General features: G+C 53.4%; 16 protein-coding genes. 15 read left to right on the top strand and 1 reads right to left on the bottom strand.

The genetic code is table 11. The features are described from left to right. Positions 1–155 precede the first annotated feature (155 nt). From smbP to ABO04_RS06000, 12 genes are all read left to right on the top strand, one after another. Complete coding sequence (gene smbP, locus ABO04_RS06055; protein WP_240141442.1) at positions 156–551, top strand: small metal-binding protein SmbP; 396 nt, start codon at positions 156–158, stop codon at positions 549–551. Positions 552–1,048: 497 nt separating this feature from the next. Then, entirely contained in the window at positions 1,049–1,591 is a 543-nt protein-coding gene (locus ABO04_RS06050) for a hemerythrin domain-containing protein (protein ID WP_160809778.1), read from the top strand. Between the two features lie 250 nt (positions 1,592–1,841). Continuing rightward, on the top strand, positions 1,842–3,227 hold the full coding sequence (atpD, locus tag ABO04_RS06045) for a F0F1 ATP synthase subunit beta (RefSeq protein ID WP_160809777.1): 1,386 nt from the start codon (positions 1,842–1,844) through the stop codon (positions 3,225–3,227). A 2-nt stretch (positions 3,228–3,229) separates the two neighbouring features. After that, a complete protein-coding gene (locus ABO04_RS06040) occupies positions 3,230–3,622 on the top strand; it encodes a F0F1 ATP synthase subunit epsilon (RefSeq protein ID WP_160809776.1) in 393 nt (130 codons plus the stop codon). Then, the gene (locus tag ABO04_RS06035) at positions 3,594–3,956 is read left to right on the top strand and encodes an AtpZ/AtpI family protein (RefSeq protein WP_205012751.1); all 363 of its coding nucleotides are present in this window, start codon (positions 3,594–3,596) and stop codon (positions 3,954–3,956) included. Before ABO04_RS06040 ends, ABO04_RS06035 begins: the two co-directional genes overlap by 29 nt. Further along, positions 3,953–4,261 carry an ATP synthase subunit I gene (locus tag ABO04_RS06030; protein WP_160809775.1) on the top strand — a complete coding sequence of 103 codons (309 nt, stop codon included), beginning with the start codon at positions 3,953–3,955 and terminating at the stop codon, positions 4,259–4,261. The genes ABO04_RS06035 and ABO04_RS06030 overlap by 4 nt, the downstream gene beginning before the upstream one ends. Continuing rightward, positions 4,258–4,974: a F0F1 ATP synthase subunit A gene (locus ABO04_RS06025; protein WP_160809774.1), complete on the top strand. Its 717-nt coding sequence runs from the start codon at positions 4,258–4,260 to the stop codon at positions 4,972–4,974. Before ABO04_RS06030 ends, ABO04_RS06025 begins: the two co-directional genes overlap by 4 nt. Then, positions 4,967–5,245, top strand: coding sequence for a F0F1 ATP synthase subunit C (locus tag ABO04_RS06020; RefSeq protein WP_160809773.1), 279 nt, complete (start codon positions 4,967–4,969; stop codon positions 5,243–5,245). Before ABO04_RS06025 ends, ABO04_RS06020 begins: the two co-directional genes overlap by 8 nt. 2 nt (positions 5,246–5,247) lie before the next feature. After that, positions 5,248–6,030 carry a F0F1 ATP synthase subunit B gene (locus ABO04_RS06015; protein WP_160809772.1) on the top strand — a complete coding sequence of 261 codons (783 nt, stop codon included), beginning with the start codon at positions 5,248–5,250 and terminating at the stop codon, positions 6,028–6,030. Positions 6,031–6,088: 58 nt separating this feature from the next. Further along, the gene (locus tag ABO04_RS06010; protein ID WP_275689215.1) at positions 6,089–7,582 is read left to right on the top strand and encodes an alternate F1F0 ATPase, F1 subunit alpha; all 1,494 of its coding nucleotides are present in this window, start codon (positions 6,089–6,091) and stop codon (positions 7,580–7,582) included. Beyond that, positions 7,579–8,487, top strand: coding sequence for a F0F1 ATP synthase subunit gamma (locus ABO04_RS06005; RefSeq protein ID WP_160809770.1), 909 nt, complete (start codon positions 7,579–7,581; stop codon positions 8,485–8,487). The genes ABO04_RS06010 and ABO04_RS06005 overlap by 4 nt, the downstream gene beginning before the upstream one ends. Positions 8,488–8,760: 273 nt before the next feature. Further along, on the top strand, positions 8,761–9,558 hold the full coding sequence (locus ABO04_RS06000; RefSeq protein WP_160809769.1) for a PEP-CTERM sorting domain-containing protein: 798 nt from the start codon (positions 8,761–8,763) through the stop codon (positions 9,556–9,558). Positions 9,559–9,576: 18 nt separating this feature from the next. On the opposite strand, the gene ABO04_RS05995 is transcribed toward ABO04_RS06000, so the two are convergent. Next, a complete protein-coding gene (locus ABO04_RS05995) occupies positions 9,577–10,569 on the bottom strand; it encodes a 2-hydroxyacid dehydrogenase (protein ID WP_160809768.1) in 993 nt (330 codons plus the stop codon). A 124-nt stretch (positions 10,570–10,693) separates the two neighbouring features. On the opposite strand from ABO04_RS05995, the gene earP reads away from it, so the two are divergent. From earP to ABO04_RS05980, 3 genes are all read left to right on the top strand, one after another. Beyond that, positions 10,694–11,848, top strand: a complete 1,155-nt coding sequence (gene earP, locus ABO04_RS05990; RefSeq protein WP_160809767.1) for an elongation factor P maturation arginine rhamnosyltransferase EarP — start codon at positions 10,694–10,696, stop codon at positions 11,846–11,848. Between the two features lie 74 nt (positions 11,849–11,922). After that, positions 11,923–12,480 carry an elongation factor P gene (gene efp / locus ABO04_RS05985; RefSeq protein WP_160809766.1) on the top strand — a complete coding sequence of 186 codons (558 nt, stop codon included), beginning with the start codon at positions 11,923–11,925 and terminating at the stop codon, positions 12,478–12,480. 459 nt (positions 12,481–12,939) lie between these two features. Further along, positions 12,940–14,388 carry an AlkA N-terminal domain-containing protein gene (locus tag ABO04_RS05980; RefSeq protein WP_160809765.1) on the top strand — a complete coding sequence of 483 codons (1,449 nt, stop codon included), beginning with the start codon at positions 12,940–12,942 and terminating at the stop codon, positions 14,386–14,388. The last annotated feature ends 20 nt before the right edge of the window (positions 14,389–14,408 follow it).

Genomic DNA, 14,408 nt, shown 5'->3' with positions numbered 1-14,408 from the left:
AACAGGCAGCAGGCAAGAATTATCTTTAATAAGATAGCTATATAGTTATGTTATAACTATATTATTAACTGGCTTTGAAATTACTTGGAGGTGATAGTACAGTGTTTTAAGGTTAGGCAATGTTTTTGAGGCCAGGTATTTTGCTGGTTAATGGAATGTTTAAAAATTCGATGTTTAATTTTTTAACAAAGAAAGAGGTGAACATGATGCGAGCGATATACGTAGCAATAGCAACCGGAGCACTGGCATTTTCTATGAATTCTCAAGTTCTGGCTAACGACGCAGGGCATACTTCGGAAGCAATGGAGCATGCCGGAAAATCTCAAGCGCATGGTGAAATGGGCCATGCTAAAGAAGCGCTCCAGCATGCGAAAGACAGTTTGAAACATGCCGAAGAGGCAAGAGATGATCATGCCGCTTCCCATAAACATATGGATGAAGCAATCAAACATTTGGAAGAAGCGATTCAACATGCAGAAATGGGGCATGGAGGAGAATCTGCCAAACATTCTGAAGAAGCCATAGAACATATGCGTCATTCGGGTCATTAATTCTGGCTCAATGTCCTATTGAGCATGAAATCGCTTGCGACAGAAGCGCAAGCGATTTCGAGAGGCATTAACGTTTTATTTATGTAGAATATTCCTCTGACGCGGATGCCTTGTAAGAGATTCACTGGTTTACACGCGAAGGAAATGGATGCGGAGCCACTGCAAATCTCTGATCCGTTCGAGCTAACCTGATTCCGGCTTGCTCCTATCTGTTTTTTCATTATTGAACTGATCTTTATCCTCGGGTATCTCTCGCACAAATAGCGAAAAAGAGCTTCAAATCGGCGCTTTATGCTGCTGATCAAAAACAAACTTACAGATTTCGGATAATTTTTCGGTCAGGTTGACGATCAAACTGTTTCCCGGTAGATTTAATTTTACGAAAAAGATGTTTGTTTTTTCTGTACACGAACCAGGGCGGAGTTCGATGTTTTCCGGAAAATCGGAATAAGGTCTAAAGCCTCACCCTGGGGCTAGCGCAAGAGGAGAAAACCATCATGAGCCAGGCTACAGATGTCTTGAGACATGAACATGACGCCATTTTGTTGGCGCTGAAGATTCTCAACAAGATTTCGGACGAGGTCAGCGCGGGCAAGACAACAGCGGATAACGTCGCGATATTTCTGGATTGGTTGCGAGAGTTTTCCGATACCTGTCACCACGGCAAGGAAGAAGGCCTGCTGTTTCCGGCCATGATCGAAGCGGGTCAGCCAGCGGAAGGCGGCTCAATCGCGGAAATGCTGTCGGACCATGAAGAGGGTCGAACACTCATTGCCACGATGGCTGCCGCAACTACACTGGCGATGAAGCCAGTGGAATTCTCAAAAGCGGCAACCGCTTATATCGCCCATATGCGCGAACATATCGACAAGGAAAATAATGTCGTGTTTCCGCTGGCCGATCAGGTGATCGATCCGAAAATATTGGACGGGTTGGTCGCCGCATTTGATCGCCACGAAGAAGAAGTAATGGGCCATGGCCGCCATGAGCAGCTGCACGACATGCTCGATGAGCTGAAGGTGAAATATCTCGATTCATGAATTGAGATATATCAGCGGGGCATTCCAGTCGTTGCCGGGCGCTTTGTATCTTATAGTGTCATCAGCTCAGTCCGGGGTGCCGCCGGCTTTATGGTACACCTTGGCATCAGTATTCGCGCCTATACATACTGCAACGCTCTTCTTTATAAAAAAGAGTGTTAGTTTTTCCTATACACCGAGATGTGCTACTTTCGGCATGCCGGTATGATCAGGTCTTTTGCCGTGGTTTTGGGGAGTACGAGGATGCGTCATGGATGATAATCGTCAGCAATCCCGCGGCACCGTTCTATCGGTACGAGGCAGCGTGGTAGACGCTCGTTTTCCCGGCGGTCTTCCTGAGTTTCACAGTGAGCTGCGCACCGGGGCAGATCGTGAAATCGTGGTTGAAGTGGTCAGTCACATCAACCCGGAAACCATCCGCGGCGTTGCCCTGAACCCGACCGCCGGTCTGGCTCGGGGAACGCCGATCTACGACTTGAACCATACACTGCGGGTGCCAGTGGGCGAACGGATGCTGGGCCGCGTGGTCAACGTGTTTGGCGATTCAATCGATGCAGGTGAGGATCTGCGCGGTGGTGATTGGCGTCCACTCTACGGGCAGCCGGTATCGCTGGTCGAGCATGGCGCTACTTCGGAAATCTTCGTTACCGGCATCAAGGCCATCGATCTGCTTACTCCACTGGAGCGCGGCGGCAAGGCCGGTTTGTTCGGCGGCGCCGGGGTAGGCAAGACGGTGTTGATCACCGAGCTGATCCACAACGTTGCCGGGCGTCACCGCGGAGTTACGGTGTTCTGCGGCATTGGTGAACGCTCACGCGAAGCCGAGGAAATGGTGCGCGACGTGGATAAGGCCGGGGTGCGCGACAATACCGTGCTGATATTCGGGCAGATGAACGAACCTCCGGGTGCCCGCTTCCGGGTCGGGCACGCGGCGCTGACCGTGGCCGAGTACTTCCGTGACGACGCCCGCCAGGACGTGCTGCTGCTGATCGACAACGTGTTCCGTTTTATCCAGGCCGGCTCGGAAGTGTCTGGTCTGCTGGGACGACTGCCTTCGCGCATGGGCTATCAGCCTACTTTGAGCACGGAACTGGCGGAACTCGAAGAACGCATCAGTACCACGAAACACGCAGCGATCACCTCGGTGCAGGCGGTATACGTGCCAGCCGATGATTTTACCGACCCGGCCATCACCCACACCTTTGGCCATTTGTCGGCGCTGATCGTGCTTTCGCGTGATCGCGCCAGCCAAGGCTTCTATCCCGCGGTCGATCCACTGCGCTCAGAATCGAAAATGCTGACCCCACCTATGGTCGGCGAACGCCATTACAGGGTGGCGCGCAAGGTGCGCGAGACCCTGGCCAGCTATGACGAGCTCAAGGACGTGATCGCCATGCTCGGGCTGGAGGAGCTGTCGCGGGCCGACCAGCGCCGGGTCCATCGTGCACGGCGACTGGAGCGGTTCCTGACTCAACCGTTCTTCACCACCGGTCAGTTCACTGGCATAGGTGGCAGCATGGTGGAGCTGGAGGATACATTGGATGGCTGTGAGCGCATCCTCAACGACGAATTCTCCGAATATCCCGAGCAGGCGCTGTACATGATCGGCTCAGTCGATGAGGCGAAGAAGCCATGAGCATGCGGGTCAAGCTCATCGTGCCTTCGGGTGTGCTGGTGGAGCAGCCGGCGGCAAAGCTGGTGGCCGAGGCACGGAACGGATCGTTTTGCCTGCTACCACGTCACGTCGACTTTGCAGCGGCACTGGTGCCCGGCATCCTCACCCTGACTGCCGATGATGGCACCGAAACCTTCTTCGCAATTGATGAGGGCCTGTTGGTCAAGCGCGGCGAAAATGTGCGGGTATCCACCTGGAATGCGTTGCAGGACAAGTTGGGTGAGCTCAAACAGGCGGTGCTTGAACAGTTCCGCGAACAGGACGAGCAGGAGCAGGCGGCTCGCCTCGCTCTGGATCGGCTGGAGGCCAATCTGGTGCAGCAGGTGCTTGACTGGGACGGGCGGCGATATGGCTGAGCGTGAGCGGGTGTCTTCGGAAAATAATCACGGGCTGAGCGAGAAGATCGGCGCCCGGGAATCACGTAAGATCCGGGTGCGCAGCTCCCGCGATCGCACACTCTGGCACGGCTTGGGAGCGGCTGGCATCGTCGGCTGGTCGGTGGCTGTGCCGACCGTCAGTGGGGTGCTTTTGGGGATGTGGATCGATCGCAACTGGCCAGGGGATCTCTCCTGGTCTCTGGCCCTGCTGCTGGGTGGGGTTGCGCTGGGCTGTATCAACGCTTGGTACTGGGTCAACCAGGAATCCAGGAATATCGCTAAAGATGAGACTAATGAGGACACTGATCAATGACTACTGTCATGACGCTGCTGCCGGCACTGGTTGCCGGCCTGGGATTGGGTCTGATCTTCTTCGGCGGTCTGTGGCTGACCGTGCGACAGTTGGCTGATGCCCAACATCCGTGGCTGCTGTTTGCCATGAGTTTCGTCCTGCGCCTGGCGCTGGTGATAGCGGGAATGTACCTGGTCATGGACGGCAGCTGGCAGCGCATGCTGGCCTGTCTGGCTGGCTTCATCATCGTCCGTCAGATCATGCTGTCGCGACTGCAGCCCGACCAGCTGCCAGAAGCGCATCGGGAGGAGGGCGTAGAACCGTGAGTATCACACCCGACACGATCATTTACTGGCAGTTCGGTCCATTCGCGATCAGTGCCACCCTGGTGTTTACCTGGGTGGTGATGGCACTGCTCGTTGGCAGCTCCTGGCTGGTGACGCGCAAACTGTCGAGTGCAACGTCAGTCTCACGCGGACAACTTCTGATGGAGATCGTGCTGCAAGGCATTCGCGGGCAGATCCGCGAGGTGGTCGAGATCGACCCGGACCGCTATCTGCCTTTCATTGGCACGCTGTTTCTGTTCATCGTGGTGTCCAACGTGCTGGTGGTGGTACCAGGCTTTCAGCCGCCCACCGGCTCGCTGTCGACCACCACCGCACTGGCCCTGTGCGTGCTGGTGGCGGTACCGGCCTTTGGCATCGCATCCAACGGATTGCTCAGGTACTTGAAGTCGTATCTGGAGCCAACCGCGATCATGCTGCCGCTCAACATCATGTCGGAAATCACGCGGACGATCTCGCTGTCGATCCGCCTGTTCGGCAACATGATGAGCGGCACAATGATCGCGGCGATGGCGCTGGCAATCGCGCCGCTGTTTTTTCCAGTCATCATGAACGCTCTGGGCCTGCTGATCGGCGTGATTCAGGCCTATATTTTCTCGATCCTGGCGCTGGTCTATATCGCCTCGGCCACCCGCGCCCATGAAGAAAAACTCGCCGGCGCAACTAACAAAAAAGGAGAACCTTCCCATGTCTAGTTTGGAACTGATTGGCATGATCTCGATCATCATGGCAGGAGCCACCGTCGGTATCGGCGCTCCAATCACCGCGATCGGCGAAGGTTGGGCGGTCTCACGCGCGATGGGCGCGCTGGCCCAGCAGCCCGATGCCGCACCAGCGATCTCGCGCACCCTGTTCATCGGACTGGCAATGACCGAATCCTCGGCGATCTACTGCTTTGTCGTATCGATGATCCTGATTTTTGCCAACCCATTTTGGAATTATTTCCTGAGCATCGCGGGAGACTAACCATGGCAGTAGACTGGTTCACGCTCGTCGCCCAGGCTGTCAACTTTCTGGTCCTGGTCTGGCTGCTCAAGCGCTTGTTCTACGACCGGATCATCAGCGCTATGGATGCCCGTGAGGCGGGCATTGCCAGCCGTCTGGAGGAGGCGGCGCGCGAGCGTGCAGATGCCGAAAGAGAAGCCGAGGAATTCCGAGCCAAGAATCGCGAGTTCGCTCAACAGCGCGAGCAGATGCTCGAACGCGCCACTGAAGAGGCCAAAGCTCATCGTCAGGAATTGCTGGAGAACGCTCGCGTGCAGGCCGGCAATGCCCAGACACAGTGGCTTGAGACACTGGAGCGGGAGCGCCAGGGTCTGTTGCAGGACTTTCGAGAACGCGTCAGCCGAGGGGTATTCAGTCTGGCCAGTCAGGGTTTGAGAGAGCTGGCTGACGCTGATCTGGAGATACAGATGATGAAGGTATTTGCAAAGCGCGTCGAGGCGCTGGACCAGGAGCGGCGTGAGACAATTATCACCGCGATTGCTGACTCTGACGGCAAGCTTGAGGTTCGCACCGCTTTCGATCTCGGCAAGCAAGTGCAGGACGAGTTGACCAGAACGTTGCGCGAGCACTTGGGTGAGAACGTTCGGGTGCGCTTCACCACCGTCCCAGAGCTGATTTGCGGGATTGAACTGCGCGCCCGCTCGCACCGCTTGGCCTGGAACCTGGAATCCTGGCTGGAAGGCCTTGAAGCGCAGGTCTTCGAGACCTTGGATGAGAGTGCCTGGAATCATGCCGCGGAACACTAAGCCAGAAGATGCAAACGGCGCTTCTCAGGAACCGCTGCGTGCGTCAACGGGGCAAGCGTTGGACGCGATCGAGCAAGTGTTGGCCAAAGCGCGCGCCGAATTAGTCATTCACGAGGCCGGGCGAGTGGCCTCGGTCGGTCCGGGGGTGGCACGCGTGCGCGGTCTCCCTGGCGTCCAGTCCGAGGAACTGGTGAGCTTGCACGGGAGGTTGCTTGGCCTGGCCTACAACCTTGATCCGGATGAGGTCGGTGTAGTTCTGCTAGGCGCGAGTAACGAGCTGGCCGCGGGCAGCTTTGCCCACCGCACCGGCCGCATTCTGGATGTGCCAGTCGGCGGAGAATTAGTCGGCCGCGTGGTCGATGCATTGGGCAATCCGCTCGACGAACTCGGGCCGCTGCGCACACGCCAGCGACGCCCGGTTGAGCGACCGTCGCCGCCGATCCTGCACCGCGCACCGGTCACTCGGCCGTTGCAGACCGGGCTAAAGGTGATCGATTCTCTGCTGCCGATCGGTCGCGGCCAGCGTGAGCTGATTTTGGGTGATCGCCAGACCGGCAAGACCGCGATCGCTCTGGACACTATACTCAACCAGCATGGCCGGGATGTGGTGTGTGTGTACTGTAGCATCGGCCAACGCAGCTCAGCGGTGGCTGAGTTTCTTGCATACCTGCGCCGTCACGATGCCCTGTCCTACAGTATCGTCGTGGTCGCTTCGGGCAACGAACCTCCGGGGGTCCAGTATATTGCCCCATATGCGGCCACCACCATCGCCGAATACTTTATGGAGCAGGGCCGCGATGTGCTGATCGTCTACGACGATCTCACTCGTCACGCCCGTGCCTATCGTGAACTATCATTGCTAATGCGTCGCCCGCCGGGCCGCGAGGCTTACCCGGGTGACATTTTCTACGTGCATTCACGCCTGCTTGAGCGCGCCACCCAGCTGCGTCCCGAGCGTGGTGGCGGCTCATTGACCGCGCTGCCGATCGCCGAAACTCAGTCGCAGAACATCTCCGCTTATATCCCGACCAACCTGATCTCGATCACCGATGGCCAGATCGTCCTGTCGCCACAGCAGTTCCGTAAGGGTATCTTGCCAGCCGTGGACGTCGGTCGTTCGATATCGCGTGTTGGTGGCAAGGCACAGCTTCCCTGCTACAGAGCGGTGGCCGGGGAGCTGCGGCTGAGCTACGCGCAGTTCGAGGAGCTGGAAGTCTTTGCCCGCTTCGGGACGCGGCTCGACGAGGCTTCCATCGCTACACTGGAGCGCGGTCGCCGCGTACGCGAGGTGTTCAACCAGCTGCAGTACCAGCCGATGCCGGTTGCTGAACAGGTCGCCGTGTTGCTGGCTGCCAGTGAGGGCCAGCTCAATGCGGTGCCGGTTAAACAGGTCAGCAAAGCCGAGCAAATGATCCGCAGCAGAGTTACGTCGGAGTTGCCGGCAATTTGCCAGCGCATGGAATCCGGCGAACCGCTCTCCGACGAGGATCGCGCAGAGCTGCTGCGCGTGATCGAAGAGGTGCTCACAGCCTTTGAAGAAGCCGCGTCATGAGTCAGACCCTGGAGTTGATGCGCCGCCGCATCAGCACCGCCGAAGACCTGTATGGTGTCGTCCGGGTGATGAAGGCGCTGGCTGCCTCCAGCGTGCGCCAATACGAGGCTGCGGTAGAATCGCTGGCCGAGTATAACCGCACTATCGAGGAAGGCCTGCAGGTTGCACTGCGCAATCGGCCCGAATCCATCTTGCCTGAAACTGTGGGTGGCAATCGCCAGGCAGTGATCGTGTTCGGCTCCGATCAGGGCATGTGTGGGGCGTTCAATGAACAGATCGTGACTTTCACGCTGGAGCGGCTTGATGCCCTGGACGACGAGCTCGGAGATATTGAGGTGCTGGCCGTCGGCGCACGAGTGGTGGGCCGGCTGGAAGATGCAGGCTGTCAGGTTGTACAGCGACTGCTGATGCCAAGCTCGATCGCCGGCATCACCCCGGCGGTCCATAAACTGCTGCTGGCAGTCGAGGCGCTACGCTTTGCTGGTGGTATCGACCGGCTCCAGGTTATCCACCATCGACCCGGTGCCCACGCCAGCTCACGGCCGCAGATCCTGCAGCTTTTGCCCGTTGACCGCGCCTGGCTGGACCGTCTGGCTGCCAGAGACTGGGATTCGCGTTCGCTGCCCACCTTCAGTATGAAGTGGCGCACGCTGTTTTCATCGCTGATCCGGCAGCATTTGTTTGTTGCCCTGTATCGCGCGTTTGCTGAGTCCCTCGCCAGCGAAAATGCCAGCCGCCTGTCCTCCATGCAGGCCGCCGAGCGCAATATCCAAGGTCACCTAGAGCAGCTTGCGCTCGATTACCACCAGGGGCGACAGGAATCAATCCAGGCCGAGCTGCTCGACATTGTCGCCGGCTTTGAAACCCTGATGGAAGATTCGGCGCAGACTGATCGAGTTGGTTGAGAAAGATTCAGCATAAAAATCCAGCTTATGGATTCCTAATGCAAGCTTCGATAATTCCTCATAAAACTAGCACCATCATCTTGTAAATTCTTCGATCAGGGTACCTCGTGTCGAGGTGCGACAATATGCCACATTGATTTAACCTCAACAATAATCGACACTTTATTCGGCTGACGAGCTGTTTAAGGAGCCTCTGATCAAGCTTCACATGATCAGAGTTTCCTTAAGTTCAGACAATTTGAGATCAGCTTAATAAAAACAAAGGAATAAAGCATGAAAAGGTTACTTCAATTCATATTGTTCACCGGGTGTCTGGTATCGTTACCGGCAACGGCGCATATTGTTTACACAGGCCATGATTTTGGCGTTTTTAATAACCCATCAACGGTCACTCTGTCAAATCAGGCGGTCAAAGGTAATTCAGGATGGATCAATGGCGTTGGTTATGGCGATTCACACCATCTTTTGCCTTTTCGTTTTACGTTATCGGGTTCTGCTGATGTAACCCTTACTTTCAAGGGGCTGGATCCATTTGAATTCCAACCATCTTATCCCCCAGGAGCTGAGCCGGTGACAACGCTGGCAGAATTTCAACCGGGCTTTTCTCTTTATAGCGGGTTGACACATACGCCACCTCATTTGGCAGATTACGATTCCAGCGTGATATCCATAGCGAATCGTCCAGACGGCAGTGCGGGTTCTTTTAATGCGTTAGGCGACTGGAAAATTGGTAACGATGACGGTGAATTAAGTTTTCTGACGTATATCGGCCATGTGTATGACGGAGTAACGGGCAGCAGTATCGCAGGTGCTGATGGCCTCCTGGATGGCCTTGTATCGCTTTCTTTCGCAGGGCTTGCTGCCGGTGATTATTCGATATTTGTTGGTGGAGCAAATGCACTTGCGGCGGGGTTGGATTATTTTGGACTTAGCGGGACTCTGACAGTTGACTCAATCAGTCAGTCGGTATCAGAGCCAGGAACACACTCAATCATGTTACTTGGACTGGTATTGCTGGGAATCATGGCGTTGCGCCCAGTTTCAGGGAGCCCTGTCTGTAAAAACATCTGAAGTTGTTTGCAAACAGCACTATTTCCTGATTTCATTTATCAGTGTTTCCCCTTTCGTGAATTGCATGATGCTATCCAATGTCGTCAGTGCGATCTGATCCAGCGCTTCCTGAGTGAAAAATCCCTGGTGTGCAGTGATCAGGACATTCGGGAAACTCACGAGTCGGGCAATGGTGTCATCAAGAATGATTTGTTCAGAACGATTCTGAAAAAACAGATCTGCTTCCTGCTCGTAGACATCAATACCCAGATAGCCGATCTTGCCAGTTTTCAGTCCGACAATGATGGCTTTGGTATCCACCAGCCCACCTCGGCTGGTGTTGATCAGCATGATGCCTGTTTTCATTTGTGAAATTGTATTGCTGTTGACAAGATAGCGCGTTGTTTCATGCAGTGGACAGTGCAGCGAGAGAATATCGCATACAGGAAGGAGCTCATTCATAGGTACATATGGAATACCCATTGCTTCCACAGCAGATTTTTTGACCGGATCACAAGCCAGAACATTACACCCCAAGCCATGCAGGATGCGACAGAAAACTTCACCGATGTGACCGGTGCCGATTACGCCAACCGTTTTTTTATAGAGATCAAAACCCAACAGACCATTCAGCGAGAAATTCTGTTCACGGACACGGTTATAAGCCTTGTGTGTTTTCCGGTTGAGCGTCATGATCATCGCCAGCGTGTATTCTGCAACAGCATGAGGGGAGTAGACCGGTACTCGTACCACCTTGATATTGTGTGCCTGAGCCGCTTTAAGATCGACGTTGTTGAAACCGGCACAACGCAGAGCAATCAGCTGGATGCCTAGCTGGGATAACTGACGGATAACATTCTCGTTAAGCATATCGTTGACAAAAACACAAATAATCTCACTTCCTTTGACAAGTGGTGCGGTATGTTCGGTCAGCTTTTCTTCCAGAAACACAAGTTCAAAACGCGGATTGCTCTGATGTTCGAGGAATGATTCACGGTCATACGGCTGAGTACTGAAAAAAGTGATTTTCATGGGTATATTCCCGGCAGAAACAACGAGATAAATGGAAAGCAACGGGTGATTTGCTTTATGGAGATTAACGTATTGGGACCTCCGGCAATGTCAAGCGAAGAGATACAGCAAAATTATAAACAGAATGAAGAGAACAGTGCGCTGGGATATTTTCTGCCGGATAGTTGATAACTATGGCGATGCAGGTATCTGCTGGCGACTGGCGCGCCAGCTGACTGCGGAATTTGGCATTAATGTGCGTTTACTGCTGGATGATTTGCGTCCGTTGCAGCGCATTTGTCCGGAAGTTGACAGTAATCTAGCTGTACAGCATGTCCGGAATGTGCAGATTTTGCACTGGGTTGAGCCGTTTCCAGCGATTATTCCCGCAAACGTGGTAATTGAGGCGTTCGGCTGTGAGTTACCAGCCAGTTATGTGGCAGCAATGGCTGCGGCTTCATCCGGATTGGCAAATACGGATGAAAAGATGAAGAGAGTGTGGATCAATCTTGAGTATCTGTCAGCGGAGCCGTGGGTGGAAGGTTTCCACGAGCTGGCTTCACCGCATCCGCGCTTGCCATTGATCAAATATTTTTTTTTCCCTGGTTTTACTGCAGCAACAGGAGGATTGATACGGGAAGCGGGATTGTTTACACAACGCGATTTCCTGCAATCCGATCCAGCAAAGTTGTGGTCCGAACTGGGGATTCCTTATCCTGCTTCTGATGAAACCATCGTTTCATTGTTTTCCTACAACCACGCCCCAATCAGTAATTTACTGTATGCGTGGACTGCTTCAAAATCGCCTGTCCGATGCCTGTTACCGGAAAGTGTAGCTTCGCTACAAGCAGCTCAATGGGCGGGAAAATCGCACCTGGCAGCAGGGGAGAGCGTGCAACACGGCAATCTGGTTTTGCAGGTAATTCCTTTTATGGCACAAGAGCGCTACGATCATTTGCTGTGGGCGTGTGACTGTAATTTTGTACGTGGCGAAGATTCTTTCGTGCGTGCGCAGTGGGCAGCGCGGCCAGTCATCTGGCAGATTTATCCGCAGCAAGAGAACGCACACCATCCTAAACTTAGAGCCTTTCTGGACCTTTATTGCCGGAAGCTACCCAAGGATGCAGCTGATGCACTACGATCTCTGCATCAGGGCTGGAATGATAGTGAACAGCTGGATTGGGATAATTTTTGGAAATACCGTAAGGTGTTGCAGCAGCATGCCGTGGCCTGGGCCGAACAGCTTGTCCACATCCCGGATTTGGCCTCCAGTCTGGTGAATTTTTGCGGAAGCCGGTAGTTATTTCTTTATAGCGCCCGGGAAGTCAAAGTATAATATCCTTTTTTTTCCTTGACTTATATTGATTAGAATAGATGAAAACAGCTCAAGAACTTCGTGCAGGTAATGTATTTATGCTCGGCAAAGACCCTATGGTTGTGCTGAAAACCGAATTCACCAAATCCGGGCGCAATTCTTCGGTAGTAAAAATGAAATATAAGAATTTGCTGACTGAATCGCCTGGTGAAGCAGTATACAAGGCAGATGATAAGTTCGACGTAGTCGTGCTGGAGAAAAAAGAAGTGAACTACTCGTACTATGCCAGCCCCATGCATGTATTCATGGACGCCGAATTCAACCAGTATGAAGTTGAAGAGGAAACCATGAGCGATGTACTCAATTTTCTGGAAGACGGCATGCCATGCGAAGTTGTGTTTTATAACAACAAACCTATTTCAGTTGAGATGCCGAACTCTGTCGTACGTGAAATTATCTACACCGAACCCGCAGTCAAGGGGGATACATCAGGTAAGGTGATGAAATCAGCTCGAATCATCACTGGTTTTGAACTGCCGGTCCCGCTGTTTTGTGAAATTGGTGATAAGATCGAAATTGATACCCGGACATGCGAGTACCGCAGCCGAGTCAAATAAATCCCGAATAATTCCAGGCTGCTCCAAACGGGATGAGCCACCGTTTGGAGCAGCCTCTGCTGTACCGTAAAAATTCGCAGGCTTGTATGGTTTGCGCTGGTAGCGACGCTTGCGGGACATCATGATTCCCCCAAATCAGTCGAAAATTGGCGGTTTTTAGAAACAAGAATTTCACCATCTTTTCCGCACGTAAGCGCTTGAATTTACCCGGTTTCTTGATCAATTGACTCTAAAAAACCACTTCGACTTTTCGCAGGGGTTACCAAGAGCTTTTCAGCGCTCATGAAAAGCCTTTGCCAAGCAGCGCAAAAATCGAAGGTCACCGACAAGGATTTATTTGATGCCAGAATACCTGTTTTTTCGATTTGACATAGTTGATTCCCTGGTGCATTTTCATGTCGGTGACATGGGTGTTTGATTTCGTATAATGTATATTATGTTAAATTAAGGGGTATTTTCGTGAGTATCCATTCTCTGGATCCTGTACGTTGTTATGCAGCACTTCAGGCGCACGATGCTGATTATGATGGTTTGTTTTTTGTAGGCGTATCCACTACACGAATTTACTGTCGTCCTGTTTGCCGGGTACGTTTGCCGCATATGGCTCGTTGTGCGTTTTACACTACCGCGGCACGTGCGGAACAGGATGGTTATCGTCCTTGCCTGCGTTGCCGACCAGAGCTTGCCCCTGGTAATTCCGGAGCCAATATGGTCGGGGGTGCGCGTTTGGCAGCTGAGCGAATCCGGATGGGATTGTTGATACATCGCGATGTTGAAGCGTTGGCGGATGAACTCGGACTGCAATCACATCAGCTTCATCAGATAGTTGAGCGTGAGTATGAAGTCGGCCTCGATGATCTGGGAGCGACTCAACGCTTGTTGCTGGCCAAACAGCTGCTGACGGATACCAACCTGGAAACAAATGATATCGCGCATGCCTGCGATTTTTCAAGCGCGCTTCATCTTGCTGATGCCTTGACATCCAGATACCGGCTGGATCCATTATCCCTGCGTAAAAAACATCTGGTTAATGGAGGCGCTACCACTATTTTGTTGCGTCTAGCCTACCGGCCGCCATTAGCGTGGCATGCACTGGCCAGCTTTCTTTGTAGCCGCAGTAATCATCACATCAGCCAGTTACAGGATGATTGCTATCTGCAAACAGTCAATCTTGACGGATGCCAAGGCTGGATTGCTGCAAAACAGAACAAGACAAAAAACGAGATACACGTACAAGTTTCGCTCTCACTTCTACCTTGTCTGGCCCGATTGCAAATACGCCTGCGTCGTCTATTTGATCTGGATGCCAGCCCAATGATCATTGAAACACATCTTGCGGCTGATGATACATTGCAGCGGCTCATCACCGGTTGTCCTGGTTTGCGTATTCCTGGCACACTGGATATTTTTGAACTGGGGTTACGTGCAATATTGGGGCAACAGATAACCGTTAAGGCAGCTACCACGTTGTTCGGTCGTTTTGTCGCAGCCTTTGGCAAACCGGTGGATACTCCTTTCCCCGGGCTGGATCGCACCAGTCCGTCCGCCGACAGCATCGCGGATACTCATCTGCAAATCCTTATCGATCTTGGCCTGACCGGGCGGCGCGCGCTGACCGTTCAGCGATTCGCACAAGCCGTGGTGGATGGCTCACTGAAACCTGAATCAATCGACCGGGATAAAATCATCGAGCGACTGCTGGCACTGCCGGGAATTGGCCCCTGGACCGCACAATACATTGCCATACGAGCACTGGGGGATTCCAACGCATTTCCGGCTTCAGATCTCGGATTGTTGCGCGGGCTGCAGATGAAGAAACCGATTGAACTGTTGCGCCGCACTGAGAATTGGCAGCCCTGGCGCGCATATGGTGCGATTCATCTATGGCATCAATGTGCCGGAGGATGAGAGAATAATGATCATCAAAT

Origin of the sequence: Nitrosomonas sp. HPC101 (assembly GCF_009833125.1) — a bacterium.
In the GTDB taxonomy this organism is placed as follows: Bacteria; Pseudomonadota; Gammaproteobacteria; order Burkholderiales; family Nitrosomonadaceae; genus Nitrosomonas.
Note: the sequence above shows the minus strand (reverse complement) of the source record. Positions and strands in the feature narration are given on the sequence as shown.